Consider the following 22370-nt stretch of genomic DNA (forward strand, 5'->3'; position numbering starts at 1 on the left):
ATGACCACGAGTGGCCCCGATCCCGACCAGTCCCCCAGGTACGACCCCATGCCCGCGGCCCCGCCGCTGAGCGACCGCGAGATGGGTCAGCCCCTGGCCCGCCCCAAGCCCGTCGACACCGCGTTCACCCTGTGGATCGCCAACGCCGCGCTGAGCCTCATCGCCTACGTCGTCACCCTGACGCTCGGTGGTGACGCGCTGCGCGAGGCGGCCCGCGACTCCGCCCGCGCCAGCGGCGGCGGTGGCCTCTCCGAAGCCGACATCGACACCGCGGTCACCGCGGGTCTGGTGTTCTCCGGGGTCATCGCGGTGGCGTTCTTCGCCCTGTACCTGCTGTTCGCGTTCAAGATGCGCGCGGGCCGCAACTGGGCCCGCATCACCCTCACCGTGCTCGGTGCCCTCGGCCTGATCAGCGGCCTGTTCAGCCTGCTCGGCGGTGGGCTGGACGCGGTGAGCCTGGTGCTGAACATCATCCAGATCGCGCTGATCGGCACGGCGATCTTCATGATGTGGCAGAAGGAGGCCACGCACTACTTCGAGGCCGCCAAGCGCACCGGGTGATGCGCGCGGGACACCGCCGGGGTCGGTAACACGGACCGGTCCGGTTGCTACATACCGGGCGTGACCCAGTTGTCCGTACTCCCCGAACCCGAGGTGTCCCGTGCCAGACCGGCGGCGGTGACCGGCGCGTTCTGCGGTGCCCTGCTCGGCGCCTGCCTCACCGGCGTCATGCTCGTCCTCTCCACCCGGTCCCCGGGGCTGCTCGGCCTCGGGGCCGCCCTGTCGGCGCTGGCCGCCGCGGCCTGCGCGCACCCGTTGCGCGAGGGCCGCGGCTGGGCCCGCTCGGGCCTGGTCGCCGCCGCCCTGCTCGGCGCCCTGTGCGCCCCCGCCGCCGCGAACCCCGTCCCCGGCCCGGCCGCCCCCTTCCTGGGCGGGGCCGCTGTGGTCGTCTGGGTGGTCGTGGTGACGCTGCTGCTGCGCGTCGACGCGGGCACCTTCTTCGCCCGCCGCTCCTGAGCCGCCGCCCCCGGCGGGCGCATGAGACCCTGGGGCCGTGACCACCCCCGAACCCGGTTGGCCGGAACCCGCCCCCGCGCCGCACCGCCCCCGCCGCGCGATCGTGGCCGCGGCGGAGGTCGTGGTCACCGCCGCCCTGGTGTGGCTGGCGTTCTGGCTGTGGTCGCGCGGCACGGTCGTCGGCACCCCCATCCCCGAGCGGCCCGACCTGCGGTTCGAGGAGTTCGACGGGCCGTTCGTGGCCGGTGCGGTCGCCGCGGCCACCCTCGCGGGCCTGGTCCTGGTGGACGCCGTGCGGCAGGTCGTGCTGGCGGTGCGGACCACGCCGAAGGCGGCCGTCGAGGTGGCGTGAGCGCGGCCACCCCGCCGCGTTTGGGACACTGGCGGGGTGACCGCTGAAGTCCAGGCCCACGTCCGCAGCTCCGCCGCCCTCTTCGACCGCGCCAAGGCCGTCACCCCCGGTGGGGTCAACTCCCCGGTCCGGGCGTTCTCGGCGGTGGGCGGCACCCCGCGCTTCATGACCGGCGGGTCCGGCGCCTACCTGTGGGACGTCGACGACAACCGCTACGTCGACCTGGTGTCGTCGTGGGGGCCGATGATCCTCGGCCACGCGCACCCCGAGGTCGTCGAGGCGGTGCGCAAGGCCGCCGGTGACGGGTTGTCGTTCGGCACGCCGACCGCGGGGGAGATCGACCTCGCCGAGGAGATCATCCGCCGGGTCGCGCCGGTGGAGCGGGTGCGCCTGGTCAACTCCGGCACCGAGGCCACGATGAGCGCCATCCGCCTGGCCCGCGGGTTCACCGGTCGGGCCCGGGTCGTCAAGTTCGCCGGGTGCTACCACGGCCACGTCGACGCGCTGCTCGCCGAGGCGGGCTCCGGGGTCGCCACCCTGGGCCTGCCGACCACGCCGGGCGTCACCGGCGCGCAGGCCGAGGACACCCTCGTGCTGCCGTACAACGACTTCGACGCCGTGCGCGCGGTCTTCGCCGAGCACGGCCCGACCATCGCCGCGGTCATCACCGAGGCGGCGGCGGGCAACATGGGCGCCGTCGCCCCGCTGCCCGGTTTCAACGCGCTCCTGCGCGAGCTGGCCACCGAGCACGGCGCGCTGCTGGTCATGGACGAGGTGATGACCGGGTTCCGGGTGTCCGCCGCGGGCTGGTTCGGCCTGGAGGGCGTCGCGGGCGACCTCTACACCTTCGGCAAGGTCATGTCCGGCGGCCTGCCCGCCGCGGCCTTCGGCGGCCGGGCCGACGTCATGGGCAGGCTGGCCCCGAGCGGCCCGGTCTACCAGGCGGGCACCCTGTCCGGGAACCCGGTGGCGGTCGCGGCGGGCCTGGCCACGCTGCGCGCCGCCGACGAGTCGGTCTACCGCGTGCTCGACGCCAACGCCACCCGCCTCGGCGAGCTGTTCACCTCGGCGCTGACCGCCGCGTCCGTCCCGCACCGCGTGCAGTTCGCGGGCAACCTGGTGAGCGTGTTCTTCACCGAAGACCCGGTCGTGGACTACGCGGGGGCGAAGGCGGCGCAGACCTGGCGCTTCCCCGCCTTCTTCCACGCCCTGCTCGACCACGGCGTCTACGCCCCGCCCAGCGCGTTCGAGGCGTGGTTCGTCAACGCAGCCCTGGACGACGAGGCGTTCGAGCGCATCGCCGCCGCCCTCCCCGTCGCCGCAGCGGCGGCCGCAGCAGCCGAGGAGCCCGCGTGACCCAGACCGTCGTCCACCTGCTGCGCCACGGCGAGGTCCACAACCCGTCGGGCATCCTCTACGGCCGCCTGCCGCACTTCCGCCTGTCGGAGACCGGCAAGCGCCAGGCGCTCACCGTCGCGGAGTACCTGCGCGACCACGACATCACCCACGTCGTGGCCTCCCCGCTGCTGCGCGCGCAGGAGACGGCGACGCCGATCGCCGGTTCGCACCGGCTGGAGCTGGCCACCGACGACCGGCTGATCGAGTCGGAGAACGTCTTCGAGGGCCAGAAGGTCTCCGTCGGCGACGGCGCCCTGCGGCAGCCGAAGAACTGGCCGCACCTGCGCGACCCGTTCACCCCGTCCTGGGGGGAGCCGTACCTCCAGATCGCCCACCGGATGCTCGGCGCGGTCCACCGGGCGCGGGCGGCGGCGGCCGGGCACGAGGCGGTGTGCGTGTCCCACCAGCTCCCGGTGTGGACGGTCCGGCGCTACCTGGAGGGCAAGCGCCTCTGGCACAACCCCTCGAAGCGCGAGTGCTCCCTGGCCTCGCTGACCTCCCTGGTGTTCGAGGACGAGAAGCTGGTCGGCCTGCGCTACGCCGAACCCGCCGGTGCCAGCGACCCGAAGAACACGGGGGCCTGAGCCGTGCGCGCGGTCGCGGTCGTGGCGCTGCTGCTGGCCCTGGCGGGCTGCACGGCGGAGAAGGACGCGGTCTCCACCGACACCGAGTTCGTCTTCGTCTCCCCCGGCGGGCAGACCGACATCACCTACCCCGTCGCCGACCGCAAGCCGCTGCCGGAGCTGAGCGGGCCGAGCCTGATGGACGAGTCCCGGCAGCTCAAGCTGTCGGACTACCGCGGCAAGGTGGTCGTGGTGAACGTGTGGGGCCAGTGGTGCGGCCCGTGCCGCGCGGAGGCCCCGGAACTCCAGAAGATCCAGGACGACTACGGCCCCAAGGGCGTGCAGGTCCTGGGCATCAACTTCCGCGACAACCAGCGCGACGTCCCGCAGGACTTCGTCCGCGACCGCGGCTTGACCTTCCCGTCGATCTTCGACCCGCCCGGCCGCACCCTGCTGGCCCTCAAGGGCTACCCGCGCGCGGTCGTCCCGGCCACCTTCCTCATCGACAAGCAGGGCCGGGTCGCCGCCGCCTACATGCGCGACCTGCTGGCCGACGACCTCAGGGCCGAACTGGACAAGCTCACCGCCGAGTCCTGACCGCCCCCGGTGTGAGGTAGGACGCCCCAGGGCCGGGCGCTCACCAGGCCCTGACAGCCGATCCCTACGCTGGTTCCGTGGACGCCACCGAGCTCGTGACCACCGGCCCGCTCCTGGCGGCGGGTGGTGTGGCGCTGCTGGCGGGCGTGGTCTCCTTCGCCTCGCCGTGCGTGGTCCCGCTCGTCCCCGGCTACCTGGCCTACCTCGCCGCCCTGGTCGGCGCCGAGGCCCCGGCCGTGTCCGCCGACGAGGAGCGCAAGTCCGGCCGCGGCCGGGTGCTGGGCGCGGTGGCGCTGTTCATCCTCGGGTTCACCGCCGTCTTCGCCGCGACGATCGGCACCGTCGTCTGGCTGGCGGACACGCTCCTGATCAACCAGGACGTCCTGCAACGGGTCGGCGGCGTGGTCACCATCGCCATGGCGCTGGTGTTCATCGGCCTGGTCCCCGGGATGCAGAAGGACATCCGCATCCACAGGACGCCCAGGATGGGCCTGGTCGGCGCCCCCGTGCTCGGGGCGGTGTTCGGCCTCGGCTGGACGCCGTGCATCGGGCCGACGCTGATGGGCGTGCTGTCCCTGGCCACCGCCACCGGCGGCACCGCGGCCCGCGGGTTCGTGCTCGTCCTGGTCTACTGCCTCGGCCTCGGGGTGCCGTTCCTGCTGATCGCCCTCGGCGCCCGGTGGGCCGTGCGCACCACCACCTGGATGCGCGCCCACGGCCGGGCGATGCAGCTCTTCGGCGGCGGGCTGCTGTTCGTCGTCGGGGTGCTGCTGGTCACCGGGGTGTGGGGCGATGTGGTCGGGTGGCTGCGCGACGCCGTCGTCAACGACTACGAGCTGCCGCTGTGACCGCCTTCCTGCGCAACACCTGGCGCGGCCTCACCTCGATGCGCACGGCGCTGATCCTGCTGTTCCTGCTGGCGCTGGCCGCGATGCCCGGCGCCCTGCTGCCGCAGCGCTCGCTCAACCCGCCCCGCACCGCGGACTACATCGCCGCCCACGGCTGGTGGGGCACGCTGCTGGACCGGCTGGAGTTCTTCGACGTCTACTCCAGCGTCTGGTTCTCCGCGATCTACCTGATGCTGTTCATCTCCCTCGTCGGCTGCCTGCTGCCGCGCACGGTCGACTACGCCAGGTCCATGCGCGCCCAGCCGGTGCTCACCCCGCGCAACCTCGCCCGGATGCCGCACCACGCGCAGGCCACGCTGCCCGAGGAGCCCGCCGCGGTCATCGCCGACGCCAAGGCGCGGCTGTCCGGCTGGCGGACCGTCGAGCGCGACGAGGACGGCGGCGGCAAGACCCTCAGCGCGGAGAAGGGCTACCTGCGCGAACTGGGCAACCTCGTCTTCCACTTCGCCATGCTCGGGCTGATCGTCGCCCTGGCCCTGGGCAAGATGTTCAACTACGAGGGCCAGGTCATCGTGCTGGCCGACGGCTCCGAGTTCTGCAACTCCGGCACCGCCGGGTACGACACCTTCCGGCCCGGCCTGCGCGTCGACGGCACCGACCTCACCCCGTTCTGCGTGCGGGTCGACGACCTCGACGTCAGCTACTTCCCCGACGGGCAGGCCGAGCAGTTCACCGTGCGGATGGACTACCAGGCGGGCGCCGACCTCGACGCGGGCACCTGGCGGCCCTACGACCTGCGGGTCAACGAGCCGCTGCGGGTCGTCGGCGACCGGGTCTACCTGCTCGGCCACGGCTACGCGCCGACCTTCACCGTCACCTTCCCCAACGGGGAGAGCCGCACCCAGACCATCCAGTGGCGCACGGTCGACCCGCAGACCCTGCTCTCGCAGGGCGCGACCAAGTTCGACCCGCCGGGGACCACCGACGCCGAGCAGCGGCGCAAGAGCCAGATCGCGATCACCGGCCTGTTCGCCCCCACCGCCCAGTACGACGGCACCCTGCTCACCTCCGGCCACCCCGACCTCCAGGACCCGGCGGTGGCCGTCGACGTGCTGCGCGGGGACCTGGGCATCGACTCCGGGCGGGGGCAGTCCATCTTCGAGGTGGACCAGTCGCTGGTGGACCAGGGCAGGCTGGTCCGGGTGGCCAGGCAGAACCTGGAGGTCGGCGGTCAGCTCCGGCTCGACGACGGCACCACCGTCCGGTTCGACGGCGTCGAGCGCTGGGCCTACCTCCAGGTCTCGCACGACCCGACGCAGGTGTGGGTGCTCGTCTTCGCCGTGGCGATGATCTTGGGCCTGGGCACCTCGCTGACGATCAAGCGCCGCAGGCTGTGGGTGCGCGCGACGCCGGACGACGCGGGTCGTACCGTGGTCTCGGTCGGCGGACTCGCCCGGACCGACCAGGCGGGGTACGGCGAGGAGTTCAGCAGGATCGCAGCCGCGCTGCGCACTCCCAGGAGGGAACCCTGATGGCGGTCAACGAGACCCTGGCGACCTACAGCGACTGGTGCTTCCGCGCCGCCGTGCTGGTCTACGTCTTCGCGATGGTCGGGTACGCCGTCGAGCAGGCGTTCACCCGCACCGCGAAGAAGTCCGAGGCGGCCCGCGAACTGGTCGGCGCGGGCGGCCCGGTGCCCGCGGGCACCGACACCCCCGCCTACGGCCGGGTCGAGGCGGCCCCCCGGCGCGACCGGGCCGAGCGCGCCGGTCGCGCGGCGGTGGCCCTGACCGTCCTCGGCGTGGCGCTGCACCTGGCCTCGCTGGTGCTGCGCGGGGTCGCCACCCAGCGCGCCCCGTGGGGCAACATGTACGAGTACAGCATGGCCACGATGCTCATCGCGGTCATCACCTGGCTCGTGCTGATGCGCAAGTTCGACGTCCGCCGCATGGGCGTGTTCGTGCTGACCCCGGTCGTCATCCTGATGTTCCTCGGCGGCACCGTCCTCTACACCGACGCGGGCCCGGTGCAGCCCGCGCTGCGGTCCTACTGGCTGGTCGTCCACGTCTCCGCCGCGATCATCTCCAGCGGCCTGTTCCTCGTCCCCGGCGTGTTCAGCGTGCTGTACCTGATCAAGGCCGCGCACGACCGCAACCCGGCCAAGTTCGCCCGCCTGGCCCCCAAGCTCGCCGACGCGGACACCCTCGACCGGCTGGCCTACCGCACCACGATCTTCGCGTTCCCGATCTACACCTTCGGCATCATCTGCGGCGCCATCTGGGCCGAGGCCGCCTGGGGCCGGTTCTGGGGCTGGGACCCCAAGGAGACCGTGGCCTTCGTGGCCTGGGTGGTCTACGCCGGGTACCTGCACTCCAGGGCCACCGCGGGCTGGCGCGGCACCCGGGCGGCGATCGTCAACACCACCGCGTTCGCCATGGTCGTGTTCAACCTGTTCTTCATCAACCTGGTGATCTCCGGGCTGCACTCGTACGCGTCGTAACCGTTTTGCGCGCGTTGCGGACAGCCCCCGTTTCGGTGGCGCCTGCCGCGAGCGACTACCGTCGCCATCGTGAGTCGGGCGGGACCGCTCGCACGCCGGGCAGGAGGGGTCGCAGGGGTGACTGGACGCCAAGATGAGTCCGAGCAGGCCTGGGGGCCCGGTGGCGGGTCCGCGGTGGGCCGGAGCGGGCCGCCGCGCGAAGCCGACACCGACACCCACGACTTCGGCCCAGCCCCCGAACTCGCCGACAAGGCCGACACCCCGAAGGCGGACGACCCGTTGACCGACGACGCGGCCACCGACCACACCCCGTTCCCCGAGGCATCCGGTCCGCACCGGGTCCCCGGCCCGAACCAGTCCGGACCGCACCCCGTGCCCGGCCCTGGCCAGTCGGGACCGCACCCCGTGCCCGGTCCCGGCCAGTCGGGCCCGCACGCCGTGCCCGGCCCTGGCCAGTCGGGTCCGCACGCGATGCCCGGACCCGGGCAGTCCGGCCCGCACGCCGTGCCCGGGCCGCACCAGCCCGGCCCGCCGCCGGGCTACTACAGCGAACCGACCCCCTCCGGCCCGCAGCCGCTGGCCTACGGGCAGGGCTACCCGCAGCCCGGGATGCCCCCGCAGGGCGGCCCGACCGGTTACGGACCGCCGCCGCAGCAGGCGCCGATGGGGCCGCCGCAGAGCGACGAGCTGTCGTCGGCGCGGCTGCTCAAGCAGGCCAAGCGCGCCCCGCAGTCGGGCTGGCGCAAGGCCGTCTACGTGGCCAGCGGGCACCTGATCAACGTGGGCGAGAGCCCGGCCGACCGGCACCGCCGCGAGCTGATCGCCCGGGTCAACCAGCCGCTGCGCGGCTGCTACAAGATCGCCATGCTGAGCCTCAAGGGCGGCGTCGGCAAGACCACGACCACCACCACGCTGGGCTCGACGTACTCGTCGCTGCGCGGTGACCGGGTGATCGCCGTCGACGCCAACCCCGACCGCGGCACGCTGAGCCAGAAGATCCCGCTGGAGACCACGGCCACCGTGCGGCACCTGCTGCGCGACGCCAACCGGATTCGCCGCTACAGCGACATCCGCGCCTACACCTCCCAGGGCCCCAGCCGCCTGGAGGTCCTCGCCTCCGAGCAGGACCCGGCCGTGTCCGAGGCGTTCAGCGAGGACGACTACCGGCGCACGGTGGCGCTGCTGGAGCACTTCTACAACATCGTGCTCACCGACTGCGGCACCGGGCTCATGCACTCGGCGATGAAGGGCGTGCTCGACATCGCCGACTCGCTGGTGATCGTCTCCTCCGGCTCGGTCGACGGCGCCCGCAGCGCCTCGGCCACGCTGGACTGGCTGGACGCGCACGGCTACCGGGACCTGGTGTCCCGCTCGGTCGCGGTGATCAACTCGGTGCGGCCCAAGTCCGGGTCGGTCGACCTGGACAAGCTCACCCAGCACTTCAGCGCGCGCTGCCGCGCGGTCTGCCGCATCCCGTTCGACCCGCACCTGGAGGAGGGCGCCGAGATCGAACTCGAACGCCTCCAGCCCGACACCCGGGTCGCACTCCTGGAGATGGCCGCCACCGTGGCCGACGACTTCCCGAACGAGGCCCACCGCAGGCGTTGACCACGCCGCGGGGAGGCCGTTCGCCGGATTCGTCGGCGGACGGCCTCCTCTCGGTGCCCGGTCTAGGGCGCGGGCGGGGTGCCGTCGTCCTTGCCGTCCTTCTTCCGGTGCTTGTCGAGTCCGCGCAGGAACTCGGGGTCGTCATCCGGGGCCACCGACGTGCGGTGGGGCGCCACGGCCGCGGGCTGCGGTCCGAGCGCGCGCCACAGCAGGACGGCGACGGTGATGGCGCCGACCACGGCGAGCAGATAGATCATCGAGAGACACCTCCGAACCCTGGGGGTTCGAGGCTAGCCGCTTTGTCGCTTTCGCGGGTCCCGCGCGGCGCTCGATTCGCCGATCAGAGGCCGCCCGGGCCGTTGGCCTCGGTGGTCAGCTCCGCCAGCAGCGTCCGCACCTCGGACTCGCGGAACCGGCGGTGCCCGCCCGGGGTCCTGATGGAACCGATGCGGCCCGCGGTGGCCCAGCGGGTGACGGTCTTCGGGTCGACGCGGAACAGGGCCGCGACCTCGCCCGGGGTCAACAGGCGTTCTCCGACGTGCGCAACGGTCACTTGGGCCGCCCTCCTCGATGAGCTGGAACTCGGCTGGGGGCCTGGTCGGCGGGAACCGTCGGACCAAACCGGGACCATCGTGGCACTTCGACCATCGGGTACTCGAACGGTTGGGGAATGGTAAAGAGGTAGTAAGGGACAAAACGGCTGTATCCGGACACCGTTCACCCCCTGAGACGGACGTCGTACGCTGCCTCACCGTGGACACCGTGGACCGCCGCATCATCGCCGCACTGCGCACCAACGGCCGCCTCACCTACGCCGACCTGGGCAGGCAGGTCGGCCTCTCCGCCTCGGCGGTGCACGAACGGGTCGGCAAGCTGGAGGCCGCCGGGGTCATCACCGGCTACCACGCCGTGGTCGACCCCATGACCGTCGGCCTGGGGGTGACCGCCCTGGTCGGCATCCACCCCACCGACACCGCCGACGACGAGGACGTGGCCGCCGCGCTGGCCGAGCTGCCGGAGGTGGAGAGCTGCTACCGGGTCGCGGGCGACGAGGCGTTCGTGGTCAAGGTCCGGGTCGCCACCGTCGACGAGCTGGAGCGCAGCCTGGGCAGGCTGCGGCGGATCAACGGCGTCGCCCGCACCCGCTCCACGGTCGTCCTGTCCACCCGCTTCGAGGGCAGGCCCAACGTGTCCGACGTCGAAGGACCCACCCCGCGGACCGACGGGTAGCCTGGGACCGTGGACGAGCGGCGGAACCTGGGGCGCGACATCGTGCTGTACACCGCGGCCAGGGTCGCGCTGGTGGCCGTGGTCGCCGGGGTGCTGCTGTGGTTCGACCTGCCGCTGCTGGTCAGCCTGGCCATCGCCCTGGTCGTCGGCTTCCCGCTGGGCCTGCTGCTGTTCCGCGGCCTGAACGCCAGGGTCACCGCGGGCCTCGCCGAGCGCGGCGCGGACCGCGACGCCGAGCGCGACCGCCTGCGCGCGGAACTGCGCGGCGACCGGGGCTAGTCACCCGTGGTCTTCGCCATGCTCGGAAGGTGACAAAACGCCGATAGTGTCGGCTCATGACGGCTGTCGACCGATGCAGTGAGCGCACACGGGCCTGGGTGAACGAGGCCGTCCGGATCATCGAGGCGGACGCCAACCGCAGTGCCGACACGCACCTGCTGCCCTTCCCGCTGCCGACCGAGTGGGGAGTCCGGCTCTACCTCAAGGACGAGTCCACCCACCCCACCGGCTCGCTCAAGCACCGCCTCGCCCGCTCGCTGTTCCTCTACGGCATCTGCAACGGCTGGATCGTCGGCGGCACCCCGGTGATCGAGGCGTCCTCGGGCTCCACCGCGGTCTCCGAGGCGTACTTCGCCAGGATGCTCGGGCTGCCGTTCATCGCCGTCATGCCGCGCACCACCAGCCCGGAGAAGATCCGCCTGATCGAGCGCGAGGGCGGCCGCTGCCACTTCGTCGACTCCCCGGGCGAGATGTACACCGAGGCGCACAGGCTGGCCGACGAACTGGACGGGCACTTCCTCGACCAGTTCACCCACGCCGAGCGGGCCACCGACTGGCGCGGCAACAACAACATCGCCGAGTCGATCTTCCAGCAGATGGCGCTGGAACCGCACCCGGAGCCGGACTGGGTGGTCGTCGGGGCGGGCACCGGCGGCACCAGCGCCACCATCGGCCGCTACATCCGCTACCGCAGGCTCGGCACCCGGCTGGCCGTGGTCGACCCGGAGAACTCGGTGTTCTTCGACGCCTGGCGCGACGCCGACCCGGACCTGACCGGCGGGTGCGGCTCGCGGATCGAGGGCATCGGGCGGCCCCGCGTGGAGCCGTCGTTCCTCGGGCAGGTCGTCGACCGCATGGTGAAGGTGCCCGACGCGGCGTCCATCGCCGCCGCCCGGCTGGCCGAGCGGGTCCTGGGCAGGCGCGTCGGCGGGTCCACCGGCACCAACCTGTGCGGCGCGTTCCAGGTCATCGCGGAACTGCGCGCGGCCGGGCGCGCGGGCAGCGTCGTCACCCTGCTCTGCGACGGCGGCGAACGCTACTCGCACACCTACTACGACGACGCGTGGCTCGCCGCCAACGGCATCGACATCGCCCCGCACCTGGCGTCGCTGGAGGAGTTCCTGCGCACCGGCGAGTGGTGACCGGTCCCGATTCGCATTGGAAAAGCACCACCGGAGTTCGGAACCGGTGTCCGCTGCGGACCGTCAACCCCGGGGTCAGGCACGGGAGTGGTGGGGAGCCGCGATGAGCGAGTTCATGGTCGAGACAGCACAGTTGCGCGGGTACGCGGGATTGTTGGAGCGCAACGCCGGGCACTTCTCGGCGATCGAGGGCCACGCCAGGGACAAGGGCGGCGACACCAGCGGTTTCACCGGCCTGCTGTCCCTGCTCGTCCCGGTGGTCGACGGGGCGGTCGGCCTGTACGCGGAAACGCTGAAGTTCGGGCACGACAAGATGGCCGAGCTGCACCAGTCCCTCACCGGCGCCGCGGACGCCTACGACCGCGCGGACGCCGCCAACGTCACCAAGATGACCACTGTGGACACCGTGTCGAACATCCCGACGGTGGGGGGCAACTGATGGGCTACGCCGACACCGCCGACCCGATCACCGCCCTCAACAACGAGGCGAACCTCCAGGGCGGCCCCAGCATCTCCGACGCCATCAGCGAAGCGGGCGTGCAGGTCCAGGTCGTCAACTGGATCTGGGAGAAGGTCGTCGGCGACGACCTGGTCACCTCCCTCATCGCCCCCATCACCGGCGACTTCGAGAAGATCGCCACCACCGGCAAGCAGTGGACCAACGTCTGCGACGCCCTCCAGGCCGTCCGCGACAACCTCAACACCGGCCTCGACGAACTCGACCCCCACTGGGACGGCGCGGCGGCGGACGCCTTCGCCATGCGCATCCGCACCATGTGGACGGTCGCGATCGAAGCCGACGCCCAAGCCGCCAAACTGGTCGGCACCGCCTTCGACAAGGTCGCCGACGCGTCGAAGAAGGCGTGCGACCAAGCGCTCAAGCTCATCAAGAAGCTGGTCAACAAACTGCTGGAAGCCATCGCCCTGCTGCCCATCCCGGTGGTCGGCTGGGCCAAGGCGGTCAAGACGGTGATCGACGCCATCGAGATCTACAACGCGGTCATGACCATCATCAACGGCATCAAGGCCATCATCGAGGGCTGCAAGTCCGTCGTGCAGGGCGTCCAAGACCTGGGCAGCGCCATCGGCAAGATCAAGGACATCCGCAACGTCAACGACGCCATCAACTCCGCCAACGACATCTCCGACGCCCGCGACGACATCAACGCGGGCAAGGACCAAGCCGCGGGCGGCCTCAAGACCACCGCCAAGGGCGCCGTCTCAGCGGGCAAGAACGGCTACAAGGCCAACAAGCACTACGGCGAGTACCAGCAGGAACGCAACCCCGCCCCGGCCCCCGCCCCCGAGCCGGAACCGGCGGCGAGCTGACCATGCCCGACGACAACTGGAAGAACGTCCAACTCCGCGAGGCCGAAGCCGACCTGGACCTCGCCCTCGCCGCCCTGGACGCAACGGTCGCCGAAACCGCCGCCCGCTTCGCCGACACCCCCGAAACCACGCTGACGGACGAAGACATCGAACTGATCTCGGCCCACAACCGGGGCCCGGACGCCACCCCCGCCCAACGAGCCCTCCAAACCCGCATCGACGCGGGCGAACTCACCTGGCGCGACATCACGAGCGGCCGGGCCGCGGGTGCGGAAGGGGTCCAGGAGGCGCTGGAGGCGGGCCTCCCGCAGATGCGGCAGGCGTACGCCCTGATCGAGGAGGGGCACACGCTGAACGAGATCATCGCCGCTGGGGTGCCGCCGGAGGACGACCCGGACGACTTCAGCGGTCCGATCATGCGCAGGCGCTAGTCGTTCACGCCGAGAGCGGGCTGCCTCCTGGGGTGGCCCGCTCTCGGTTTGTCGGGTGAGCGTTGGTGGCTTGGGGCTGAGGTGCTTGGCCGTGTCCGGCTGCCGGTCTTTTCGCTGGGGTCTCGGGGGATGTGCTTGGTTGCATCCGGGTTCAAGCGCCGGTCGTTTTGTGGGTGTGCCCGGCTGGGTGGATGTGTTTGGCCGGGGCCCCTATGGCGATCATGTGCTCCAGTGCGTCAGGTGGGGCTGAAAAGATGCCCCACCGCCCAGGCAGGCTGTCACATGATCGCCACCCCCGGCCAAACACATCCACCCACCCGGGCAGTTGCTTGGTCGGGCCGGCGGTTCTCGGGGCGGTCGACTCTCCGACAAGGACAGAAGCCGATCGGCCCGGCCTGGCTGGACTGGTCGCTCCGGCTCAGCCCGCCCTTGCCAGCCGGGCTGCCCTGCTCGGCCCCGCCCCGCCCGGCCCCGCCCAGCCCCGCTCGGTCCTGCCCCGCTCGGCCCGGCCCAGTCCGGTCCTGCCCGGCCCGGCCCGGCTCGGCCCGGCCCGGCTCGGCCCGGCTCGGCTTGGCCTGGCTTGGCCTGGCCTGGCCTGGCCTGGCCCGGCTTGGCTCGGCCTGGCCTGGCTTGGCTCGACCCGGTCTGGCTCGGCCCGGCCCGGCCCGGTCCTGCCCGACTCAGCCCCCGGCCCAGCCCTCTCCCGCCCGGCTCGGCTCTGTCCGGCCCTGCCCCCGCCCGGCCTGGCCTGGCCTGGCCCGGCCCGGCCCCGCCTGGCTCGGCCCGCCCGGCCCGGCCCGGCCCGGCCTGGCCTGGCCCGGCCCCGCCTGGCTCGGCCCGCCCGGCCCCGCCTGGCTCGGCCCGCCCGGCCCCGCCTGGCCCGGCCCGGCCCCGCCTGGCCCGGCCCGACCCCGCCTGGCTCGGCCCGCCCGGCCCGGCCTGGTCCGGCCCGGCCTGGCCCGGTCCTGCTCGGCCTCCTGGCCCGGCTCAGTCCCCGGCCCGATGCTCCCCCGCCCGGCTCGGCTCTGTCCGGCCCTGCCCTGCCAGCCGGGCAGGGCAGGGCCGCTCCGGCTCAGTTCAGTTTGCTTCTGCCAGCTCTCCAGCCCAGCCAGCTCGGCTGGGCCCATCCCGGCTGGTTCAGCCGGCAGGTTCGGCCCATTCCGGGCGGCTCGGTCCAGCCCGGGCGGGGCGTCAGCCCGCTCAACCGGGGTGGGCGGCAGGCGGATGGCGTGGCCGGGCGCGGACAGCCCGGCCGGGTGGAGGGCGAGCCGGGTGGGCGGCTGGGGGGTGTCAGACCGCTGCGGTCACGGCTTCGCCGACTGCGGCGCGGAGGCGGGCGTGCAGGTCGCGGAGGCGGTCGCGGTCGGCGCGGACTTCGACCACCCGCAGGCCCGGGGTGGGGGTGAGGGCGGCGCGGAGGTCGGTTGGGGTGGTGACCAGGGTGTGGGGTACGCCGTAGCCCGCGCACAGGGCGCCGAGGTCGGCGCCGGTGGGGGTGGCGAAGACGCGTTCGAAGCCGTTCTTGTGCTCGGCGGCGCCCTGTTCCAGGAGGGAGAAGATGCCGCCGCCGTCGTCGTTGAGGACTACGGCGCAGAGGTTGGGGCGGGGCTCGGTGGGGCCGATGAGGAGGGCGTTGGCGTCGTGCAGGAAGGTCAGGTCGCCCATCAGGGCGTAGCCGGGGGCGGTGCTGCCGAGGCCCACGCCGACCGCGGTGGAGAGGTTGCCGTCGATGCCCGCCACGCCCCGGTTGGCGTGGATGGTGATGTCGGGGCGGGGGGTGGAGACCAGGTCCAGGTCGCGGACCGGGTTCGAGGAGCCGAGGACCAGGGACGCGCCGGTGGGGAGTGCCTCCAGCACCTCGCGGGCCACGTGCAGGCCGGTGGGCCACGTCTCCTCACCGAGCAGCTTCTCCACCGCCAGGGTCGCCGCCTGCTCAGCTTCGCGCCACACCGGCAGCCAGGTGGGGTCGTGGTCGGTGACCCAGCGCAGGTCGTCCTCGTCCAGCCAGCCGCGCACGTGGGTGGCCACGTACTGCGGGTCGGTCCACTGCGGGTGGTCGCCGATGCCGTACACCGCGACCCGGTCCATCAGCCCGCGCACCCCGCGCGACAGGGTGGGCCTGCCGACGACGACCACCGCCTCCGGCCGCATCGACGGCGGGAGCGCGCCGGTGCCCAGCAGCAGCGGCCCGCCGCGCAGCACCGCCGCCCCACCGGCGAGCGCCGCCGCGGTGCCCACCGGTTCGGCCACCACCGGCCAGCCCGCCCGCGCCGCCACCCTGGCCGCCGCCGTGGCCCGCGCCGGGTCGCCGCTGCCGACGACCACCACCGACCGGGCGGGCAGCGGGAAGTCGACCCGGTTGTCCGGGACCGACCGCGGCACCGACGAAGTCGTCCACCGCGCCCCACCCGGCCGCCCGGTCAGCGCGTCCGGCCACGAGTCGCCGAAGGTGGGCACCAGGGGTTCGCGGAACGGGATGTTGAGCTGCACCGGGATGCCGGTCTCCGCGCGCGCCACCCCCCGGCACACCAGCCCGCGCCACACCGGGTTCTGCCCGGTCCGCCGCTCGGCCACCGGGAAGTCCACCGCCACCGCCGCGCTGCCGAAGATGCCGCGCTGGTCGATGGTCTGGTTCGCGCCGCTGCCGTGCAGCTCCGGCGGCCGGTCCGCGGTGATCAGCAGCAACCCCACCCCGGAGTGGTGCGCCTCCAGCACCGACGGGTGCAGGTTCGCCACGGCCGTCCCCGACGTGCACACCACCGCCGCGGGCCGCCCGGTCGCCCGCCCCAACCCCAGCGCCACGAACCCGGCCGACCGCTCGTCCACCCGCACGTGCAGCGTCACCCGCCCCGCCACCGCCGCCTCGTGCAGCGCCAGGCTCAACGGCGCGTTGCGCGACCCCGGGCACAGCACCACCTGCCGCACGTCGTTGCGCACCAGTTCGTCGACCACCACGGTGGCCATCGCGGTGGACGGGTTCACCACAACTCCATTCCCTCATCGCCTCTCGGCACCCGGGCTCGCGGTACCCGCCCACCCGCCACCCACCGCGGCGCTGGGTCGATCACCGCGTCACCCGGCGGCGGGCAGCCGCGACCCGCCGGAACGGCGGCCGGACGTGCGTTCGCGGCCCGTGTGCGGCTTGCCAGGGCTGTCGGGCGCGTGTTCGCGGCCTGTGTGCGGCCTGTCGGGGCGGTGGTGGGGCGCGTGTTCGCGGCCGGTGGCCCGGTCATCGCGGTGGCGGCTCGGTTGGCTTCGGCGGCCCGCAGGCCGGTCGTCGTGGCGCCCGCACCTGCGGCCGGGGCCACCTCGTCGGCCCACGGGCCTGCCGGTGTGGTGGTCGGGTTCGCGGGGGTGGCTCGCGGGGTGGTCATGCGGGTGGGCGGGTTCGGCACGGCCGCCTCATTCCGCTCGGGCCGGGAACAGCACCCTGGCCCGCAGGGACCAGCGGGCCAGGGCCCGGCCCGCGTCGGTCAGGGCCACTCGGCGGCCGGTCGGGTCGGCGTCCACCGCTTCGAGGACCCACAGCCTGCGCAGGAAGCGCTCGCCCAGTTCGGTGGCGTTGGCGGGGCCCGGTTCGCCCGACCAGCCCTCCTCGGCCAGGACGAACGCGATCTTCTCGAACACCCTGGCCGGTGCCATGCGCTCCTCGAGCAGCAGGGCCGCGAACACGACCTCCTGGACCGCGCCCAGTGCCGTCCGCTCCCTCGTCACCAGCCGTTCGCCGACGGTCATCAGCAGTGAGTCGGCGTCGCCGATGAGGGCGGCGCCCTGGTCGGTGAGGCGGAGCCTGCCGCCCTCGCGGGTGAGCAGGTCCATCCGCTCGGCCAGTTCGCGCAGCAGGGCCACCGGGGGCCACTGCGACTCGCTGCGGCCGGTGCCCGCACCGCCCCGGCAGGCGGGCATGACCTCCACCAGCGTCGCCACCAGGGCCGTGGGCAGGTAGCCGCTGCCGGTCAGCCTCGCCCCCGCGCCCCGGCAGGACTCCAGCAGGACGGTCAGGGCGGGCAGCCGCTCCTCGGTGGTCTCCGGGGCCCGGCGGACCTCCGGCCGCAGCCGCACCAGCATCTCGCGGCGGGTCTGGCTGCCGCGGCGGGTGAACCAGGCGTCGAGTCGCTCGTCGAGCAGCCGGGCGAACCAGGACTCCTCGCCCTCGGACTCCGGGCTGGTCAGCAGGCGCATCACCAGGCCGACCCGCATCGGTTCGCCGCTGCCGTCGGCGGGCAGCGTGCCCTGGTCGACGGCCTCCTCCAGCAGCCTGCCGCAGGCGGCGTGCAGGGCGGTCTCGACCGGCCCGCCGTCGTCGGCCCAGCTCAGCACGGGGGTGTCCGGCGGCCACACGCCCGAGGCCGCCCACGCCGCGGCCACCAGCTCCCGGTAGCGCGGCCGGTCGGCGGCGGCGTCGAGGATCTCGTGCGTGACCGCCGAGCGGCACAGCCCGGCGTACTCCTCGTGCCCGAGCAGGAACAGCAGCTCGGCGAAGGACTCGCAGGTCTGGTGCAGGTCGTCGAAGGCGCCCTCGCCGCCGGGGCTGTGGTGGGCGCCGGGCAGGGTGCGCCACACCATCTGCTGCACGTCGTAGCGGGTGACCTTGGTCGGGTGCGCGGCGGTGGCCCGCATCACGTGCCAGAGCGCGTGTGCGTGCTTCGCCGCGGTGTCGTCCCGCGCGCGGATCACGTCCAGCGCGGAGTCCAGGTCGTGCACGGGTCCAGCTTTACACGCCGACCCGCAACCCCGCGAACGGCTGTCCACAGGGCGTCGGGCATCCTCGGGCGCGTGGCTGATCGCGAGGTTTCCGAGTTGTTCGACCCGGCGCAGTGGACCGAGGTCGCCGGGTTCGACTTCACCGACATCACCTACCACCGAGCGGTGGGCACCGGCGCGGTGCGCATCGCGTTCGACCGGCCGGAGGTGCGCAACGCCTTCCGCCCGCACACCGTCGACGAGCTGTACCGGGCGCTGGACCACGCGCGGATGAGCTCCGACGTCGGCTGCGTGCTGCTCACCGGCAACGGGCCCTCGGCCAAGGACGGCGGCTGGGCGTTCTGCTCCGGCGGCGACCAGCGCATCCGCGGCCGCACCGGCTACCAGTACGCCAGCGGCGACACCTCGGAGACGGTCGACCCGGCCCGCGCCGGGCGGCTGCACATCCTGGAGGTGCAGCGGCTGATCCGGTTCATGCCCAAGGTGGTCATCGCCGTGGTCCCCGGGTGGGCCGCGGGCGGCGGGCACAGCCTGCACGTGACCTGCGACCTCACCCTCGCCAGCGCCGAGCACGCCCGGTTCAAGCAGACCGACGCGGACGTGGGCAGCTTCGACGGCGGGTTCGGCTCGGCGTACCTGGCCCGGCAGGTGGGGCAGAAGTTCGCCAGGGAGATCTTCTTCCTCGGCCGCACCTACACCGCCGAGGACATGGTGGCGATGGGCGCGGTGAACCAGGCGGTGCCGCACGCGGAGCTGGAGGCGACCGCGCTGGAGTGGGCGCGGGAGATCAACGGCAAGTCGCCCACGGCGCAGCGGATGCTCAAGTACGCCTTCAACGCCATCGACGACGGCCTAGTCGGGCAGCAGGTGTTCGCGGGGGAGACCACCCGCCTCGCCTACATGACCGACGAGGCCGTGGAGGGCCGCGACGCGTTCCTGGAGAAGCGCGACCCCGACTGGTCCCGCTTCCCCTACTACTACTGAGAACCGGCTGCTATTGGGAACCGGTTTGCGCGAGGAGGTAGCGCTCGTGGTCCTCGCGCAGCCGGTTCCACAGCACCCCGCGCCTGCTCTCGTCCACATCGGACAGTGGTAGCCGGAACAGGTCGGCCAGGGCGGCGAAGTAGTCGGCGCGGGCGGTGAGAACCGAGGAGTCCTCGCCGCCCGGGGCGACCGTCTGCAGCGCCAGGCCGCGCAGTTCGTGGATCACCCGCCCCTCGCGGCGGGCCAGGGTGACGGTGCGGACGAACCCCGAATCGGGGGCTGTGGACAACTCGCGGTGCTTGTCGGTGAAGTCGGCGATACTGGCCTCGGAGGGAGCGAAGTCCATCCCGGCGAACGCACCGCGAGGGTCGTGGTCGAAGCGCCAACCGCCGGGGACGACGTCCGAGGGGCGCAGCCGGAACCGGAACGGGTCGGCCCGGTGGTCGCCGGGCACCAGCGGCAGCGGGTCGCGCAGCCCGTCGCCGAGGCCGGTGTCGACGAACCAGCGGCCGCCCGCGCACTCGGGGGCGGGCAGGCCGTGCACCTCGATGACCATGTGCGACCCGGTGGCGCCGGGGGCCACCGGGTCGTTGCGGCCCTGCGCGCCGCCGACGCGCAGGTGGGTGTCGAAACCGAGCCAGTCCAGCAGCACCGCCAGGGCGCCGTTGAGGTGGTAGCAGTAGCCGCCGCGACCGGAGGCCAGGTAGCCCATCGAGTCGAGGGGTTCGACGGTCCGCGGTTCGCGCAGGGCGATCCACACGACCTCGTACGGCACGCCCTCGATCTGCGCGCGGTGCAGGGCGCGCAGGGTGTCGAGGGTGGGTGGCGGCGGGCTCGGGAAGCCGAGCCGGGTCAGGTACGCGTCGCGCAGGCCCTCGTCGAGGGGGCGGCGCCAGGTGCGCTGCGGCACGGCTCAGGCGAGGTTGAGCTGCCAGGACACGCCGAAGCGGTCGTTGGTCCAGCCGAACCTGCGGCTGAAGCCGTAGTCGGCCAGGGGCATCAGCTCGCTGCCGCCCTCGGCCAGGGCGGCGTACACGCGGTCGATCTCCTCTTCGGAGTCGCACTGCACGAACAGGGAGGTGGAAGGGGTGAAGGTGAAGTCGTGCTCGACGGTGCTGTCGTTGGCGAGGATGGTCTGACCGCCCAGGAGCAGCACGGCCTGCTGCACCGTGCCCTCCTTGCCCGGCCCGCCCGCGGGCCACTTGGTCAGCGCCAGCAGCTCGGCCTCGGCGAACAGGTCCGCGTAGAAGGTCAGCGCCTCTTCCGCCTGCCCCTGGAACATCAGGAAGGTGGAGACCTTCTGCGACATGGTGTGGAGTCCTCTCGACCGGGTGAGCGGGTCCGTCGCAGCGTAGGGGCAGGGACCGTTCTGCTGGAAGGATGAGGCGCATGCGAGTGGTCGAACTGGCCAGTGGTCCCGGCCCCCTGGTCGGGCCGCTGCGGGCGGCGTTGGACGGCACCGGGCCCGCTGTGTTGCCCCTTGCGGCGGGGGAGTCGGCCGCGGCGATGCGGCCGGACCTGCCGGTGGAGCCGGGCACCGCGCTGATCGTGCGGACGTCCGGGTCGACCGGTGCGCCCAAGGGGGTGCTGCTGCCCGCCGCGGCGCTGCGCGCCTCCGCCGGGGCCACGCACGCCCGGCTGGGCGGGCCGGGGACCTGGCTGCTGGCCATGCCCGCCCACCACATCGCCGGGGTGCAGGTCGTGGTGCGCTCGCTGCTGGCCGCGACCCCGCTGTCGGTGCTGCCGCCGGGGAGCTTCCGCGGTCGGGTGTTCGTGGAGTCGGCGGCGGACGTGCTCGCCGCCGACGGCCCCCGCTACACCGCGCTGGTGCCGACCCAGCTCACCCGGCTGCTCACCGAGGGCGGTGCCGCCCTGGCCGCGCTGCGCGCCTTCGACGGGGTGCTGGTCGGCGGTGCCGCCACCCCGCCCGCCCTGCTCGACCGCGCCCGCGCCGAGGGCGTCCGCGTCCGCACCACCTACGGCATGAGCGAGACCTCGGGCGGCTGCGTCTACGACGGCGTCCCCCTCGACGGCGTGCGCGTGCGCACCGCCGACGGCCTGGTCCAGCTTGCCGGGCCGACCCTGGCCTCGGGCTACCGCCTCGACCCGGACAACCCCGCCTTCGCGGGCGGCTGGTTCCGCACCAACGACCTCGGCGCGTTCGACGGCCGGGTGCTCACCGTCCTCGGCCGGGCCGACGACGTGATCAACACCGGTGGGGAGAAGGTGCCGCCCGCCGCCGTCGAGCGGGTGCTGACCGGGTGCCCCGGGGTGCTGGAGGCCTGCGTCGTCGGCCTGCCCGACCCCGAGTGGGGGCAGTCGGTGGCCGCCGCGGTGGTCGCCTCCGGGACCGTCGACGTGCGGGGGCTCGTGGCCGCGGTGCGCGCGGAGCTGGGGCCGGTGGCCGCGCCGAAGCGGGTGCGGGTGGTGGCCGGGCTGCCGCTACGCGGGCCCGGGAAGGTCGACCGCGCCGCCGTCGCCGCGCTGCTCGGCGAGGTGGGCGCCGATGCCGTCGAGGAGGCGCTGTAGGCCGAAGTCGAACAGCTCGTCCAGCTCCAGGTCGACCCCGCCCGCCACCGTGCGGGCGAACGCCGGGAAGCGGCCGGTGGCCAGCACCGCCCGCAGCGCGCTCGACTGGGTGTCCATCCACTGCTCGTCGGTCAGCCCGGACGCGCTCTCCGCCTCCCGCTCCCACTCCAGGTTCACCGCGGTGCCGCGCACGTGGTTGAACACCGTGACGTACACCTGGAACGCCACCGCGGGCGCCAGGCCCAGGCCGTCGAGCGAGCGCAGCATCCACTCCGAGTGGGCCACCGCGTTCGGCAGCAGTTGCGGCCGGGTCAGCGAGAGGGCGTGCGCCAGCCAGGGGTGGCGCCGGTAGACCGCCCACTGCGCCCGCGCGGCGACCTCCAGCCCCGTCCGCCAGTCCGGGGGCGCGGTGTCGGGCAGCGGCACGGTGCCCAGGGCGTGGTCGATCATCAGCAGCACCAGCTCGTCCTTGCCCGCGACGTGCCGGTACGGCGCCATCGTCGCCACGCCGAGCCGGGCGGCGATCCCGCGCATGGACAGCGCCGCCAGCCCCTCGGCGTCGGCCAGTTCCACGGCCACCTCGACGATCCGGCCCCGCGACAGCTCCGGTTCGCGCCTGCGCACCGGCACCCCGGCCGCGACCACCGTGCCGATCCGCGGCAGCGCCTCGACCACGCCCTCGCGCCGCAGCGCGGCCAGGGCCTTGGTCGCGGTCGCCAGGGCCACCCCCCACTCCCGGGTGATCTCCCTGGTGGAGGGCACGCGGTCACCCGGCCGCAGCTCCCCGTCGGCCACCCGCCGCCGGATCTCCGCGGCGATGACCAGGTACGGCGCGTCCATGTCCCACCCTCCCTGTACT

25 protein-coding genes are annotated in these 22370 nt (G+C 73.5%); 18 read left to right on the top strand and 7 right to left on the bottom strand.

The window, feature by feature from the left end:
• The 10 genes from UO65_RS05425 (at position 1) to UO65_RS05470 (ending at position 8883) form a co-directional block, all read left to right on the top strand.
• Positions 1-561 (top strand): hypothetical protein, encoded by a 561-nt coding sequence (locus UO65_RS05425; RefSeq protein ID WP_146241163.1) that lies wholly within the window; start codon positions 1-3, stop codon positions 559-561.
• A gap of 60 nt (positions 562-621) precedes the next feature.
• Positions 622-1017 (top strand): hypothetical protein, encoded by a 396-nt coding sequence (locus UO65_RS05430; protein WP_146241165.1) that lies wholly within the window; start codon positions 622-624, stop codon positions 1015-1017.
• Positions 1018-1054: 37 nt separating this feature from the next.
• Positions 1055-1369, top strand: a complete 315-nt coding sequence (locus UO65_RS05435) for a hypothetical protein (protein ID WP_052020765.1) — start codon at positions 1055-1057, stop codon at positions 1367-1369.
• 36 nt (positions 1370-1405) lie between these two features.
• Positions 1406-2725, top strand: coding sequence for a glutamate-1-semialdehyde 2,1-aminomutase (gene hemL, locus UO65_RS05440; protein ID WP_035279370.1), 1320 nt, complete (start codon positions 1406-1408; stop codon positions 2723-2725).
• Positions 2722-3351: a histidine phosphatase family protein gene (locus UO65_RS05445; protein WP_035279371.1), complete on the top strand. Its 630-nt coding sequence runs from the start codon at positions 2722-2724 to the stop codon at positions 3349-3351. Before hemL ends, UO65_RS05445 begins: the two co-directional genes overlap by 4 nt.
• A 3-nt stretch (positions 3352-3354) precedes the next feature.
• Entirely contained in the window at positions 3355-3927 is a 573-nt protein-coding gene (locus UO65_RS05450) for a TlpA family protein disulfide reductase (protein ID WP_035279373.1), read from the top strand.
• A gap of 77 nt (positions 3928-4004) precedes the next feature.
• Entirely contained in the window at positions 4005-4775 is a 771-nt protein-coding gene (locus tag UO65_RS05455; protein ID WP_035279375.1) for a cytochrome c biogenesis CcdA family protein, read from the top strand.
• A gap of 38 nt (positions 4776-4813) precedes the next feature.
• Positions 4814-6307: a cytochrome c biogenesis protein ResB gene (resB, locus tag UO65_RS05460; RefSeq protein WP_084175346.1), complete on the top strand. Its 1494-nt coding sequence runs from the start codon at positions 4814-4816 to the stop codon at positions 6305-6307.
• Positions 6307-7275: a c-type cytochrome biogenesis protein CcsB gene (gene ccsB, locus UO65_RS05465; RefSeq protein WP_035279379.1), complete on the top strand. Its 969-nt coding sequence runs from the start codon at positions 6307-6309 to the stop codon at positions 7273-7275. The genes resB and ccsB overlap by 1 nt, the downstream gene beginning before the upstream one ends.
• Positions 7276-7392: 117 nt before the next feature.
• Complete coding sequence (locus UO65_RS05470) at positions 7393-8883, top strand: MinD/ParA family ATP-binding protein (RefSeq protein WP_084175337.1); 1491 nt, start codon at positions 7393-7395, stop codon at positions 8881-8883.
• Between the two features lie 62 nt (positions 8884-8945).
• On the opposite strand, the gene UO65_RS05475 is transcribed toward UO65_RS05470, so the two are convergent.
• Both UO65_RS05475 and UO65_RS05480 read right to left on the bottom strand, forming a co-directional pair.
• The gene (locus tag UO65_RS05475) at positions 8946-9140 is read right to left on the bottom strand and encodes a hypothetical protein (protein ID WP_035279381.1); all 195 of its coding nucleotides are present in this window, start codon (positions 9138-9140) and stop codon (positions 8946-8948) included.
• Between the two features lie 83 nt (positions 9141-9223).
• Positions 9224-9436 (bottom strand): BldC family transcriptional regulator, encoded by a 213-nt coding sequence (locus tag UO65_RS05480; RefSeq protein WP_035279382.1) that lies wholly within the window; start codon positions 9434-9436, stop codon positions 9224-9226.
• A 200-nt stretch (positions 9437-9636) separates the two neighbouring features.
• Here UO65_RS05480 and UO65_RS05485 point away from each other — a divergent pair, with 200 nt between their 5' ends.
• The 6 genes from UO65_RS05485 to UO65_RS05510 all read left to right on the top strand — a co-directional run bounded on the left by UO65_RS05485 (position 9637) and on the right by UO65_RS05510 (position 13294).
• Complete coding sequence (locus UO65_RS05485) at positions 9637-10113, top strand: Lrp/AsnC family transcriptional regulator (RefSeq protein ID WP_035279383.1); 477 nt, start codon at positions 9637-9639, stop codon at positions 10111-10113.
• 9 nt (positions 10114-10122) lie between these two features.
• A complete protein-coding gene (locus UO65_RS05490) occupies positions 10123-10392 on the top strand; it encodes a DUF4229 domain-containing protein (protein ID WP_035279384.1) in 270 nt (89 codons plus the stop codon).
• A gap of 56 nt (positions 10393-10448) precedes the next feature.
• Positions 10449-11534 (top strand): L-cysteine desulfhydrase Cds1, encoded by a 1086-nt coding sequence (gene cds1 / locus UO65_RS05495; protein WP_035279385.1) that lies wholly within the window; start codon positions 10449-10451, stop codon positions 11532-11534.
• 103 nt (positions 11535-11637) lie between these two features.
• A complete protein-coding gene (locus UO65_RS05500) occupies positions 11638-11973 on the top strand; it encodes a hypothetical protein (protein WP_035279389.1) in 336 nt (111 codons plus the stop codon).
• Positions 11973-12863 carry a WXG100 family type VII secretion target gene (locus tag UO65_RS05505; RefSeq protein ID WP_052020767.1) on the top strand — a complete coding sequence of 297 codons (891 nt, stop codon included), beginning with the start codon at positions 11973-11975 and terminating at the stop codon, positions 12861-12863. The genes UO65_RS05500 and UO65_RS05505 overlap by 1 nt, the downstream gene beginning before the upstream one ends.
• A gap of 2 nt (positions 12864-12865) precedes the next feature.
• Positions 12866-13294, top strand: a complete 429-nt coding sequence (locus UO65_RS05510; protein WP_052020768.1) for a hypothetical protein — start codon at positions 12866-12868, stop codon at positions 13292-13294.
• 1290 nt (positions 13295-14584) lie between these two features.
• Here UO65_RS05510 and menD read toward each other — a convergent pair.
• Positions 14585-16276 (bottom strand): 2-succinyl-5-enolpyruvyl-6-hydroxy-3-cyclohexene-1-carboxylic-acid synthase, encoded by a 1692-nt coding sequence (gene menD, locus UO65_RS05515; RefSeq protein ID WP_035279392.1) that lies wholly within the window; start codon positions 16274-16276, stop codon positions 14585-14587.
• 420 nt (positions 16277-16696) lie between these two features.
• Positions 16697-17998 (bottom strand): hypothetical protein, encoded by a 1302-nt coding sequence (locus UO65_RS05520; protein ID WP_035279395.1) that lies wholly within the window; start codon positions 17996-17998, stop codon positions 16697-16699.
• Between the two features lie 72 nt (positions 17999-18070).
• Between UO65_RS05520 and UO65_RS05525 the strand changes: the two genes are divergently transcribed.
• The gene (locus UO65_RS05525; protein WP_035279398.1) at positions 18071-18982 is read left to right on the top strand and encodes a 1,4-dihydroxy-2-naphthoyl-CoA synthase; all 912 of its coding nucleotides are present in this window, start codon (positions 18071-18073) and stop codon (positions 18980-18982) included.
• A 10-nt stretch (positions 18983-18992) separates the two neighbouring features.
• Here UO65_RS05525 and UO65_RS05530 read toward each other — a convergent pair whose 3' ends face one another.
• Together UO65_RS05530 and UO65_RS05535 are read right to left on the bottom strand one after the other, a co-directional pair.
• Positions 18993-19892, bottom strand: coding sequence for an arylamine N-acetyltransferase family protein (locus UO65_RS05530; protein WP_152551992.1), 900 nt, complete (start codon positions 19890-19892; stop codon positions 18993-18995).
• A gap of 3 nt (positions 19893-19895) precedes the next feature.
• A complete protein-coding gene (locus UO65_RS05535; RefSeq protein ID WP_035279399.1) occupies positions 19896-20291 on the bottom strand; it encodes a VOC family protein in 396 nt (131 codons plus the stop codon).
• Positions 20292-20371: 80 nt separating this feature from the next.
• Between UO65_RS05535 and menE the strand changes: the two genes are divergently transcribed.
• On the top strand, positions 20372-21511 hold the full coding sequence (gene menE, locus UO65_RS05540; protein WP_052020769.1) for an o-succinylbenzoate--CoA ligase: 1140 nt from the start codon (positions 20372-20374) through the stop codon (positions 21509-21511).
• Here menE and UO65_RS05545 read toward each other — a convergent pair.
• Positions 21425-22351, bottom strand: a complete 927-nt coding sequence (locus UO65_RS05545) for a TetR/AcrR family transcriptional regulator C-terminal domain-containing protein (RefSeq protein WP_052020770.1) — start codon at positions 22349-22351, stop codon at positions 21425-21427. The two genes, menE and UO65_RS05545, sit on opposite strands and share 87 nt — an antisense overlap.
• Between the last annotated feature and the right edge of the window lie 19 nt (positions 22352-22370).

It is taken from the genome of Actinokineospora spheciospongiae (genome assembly GCF_000564855.1).
Lineage (GTDB): Bacteria > Actinomycetota > Actinomycetes > Mycobacteriales > Pseudonocardiaceae > Actinokineospora > Actinokineospora spheciospongiae.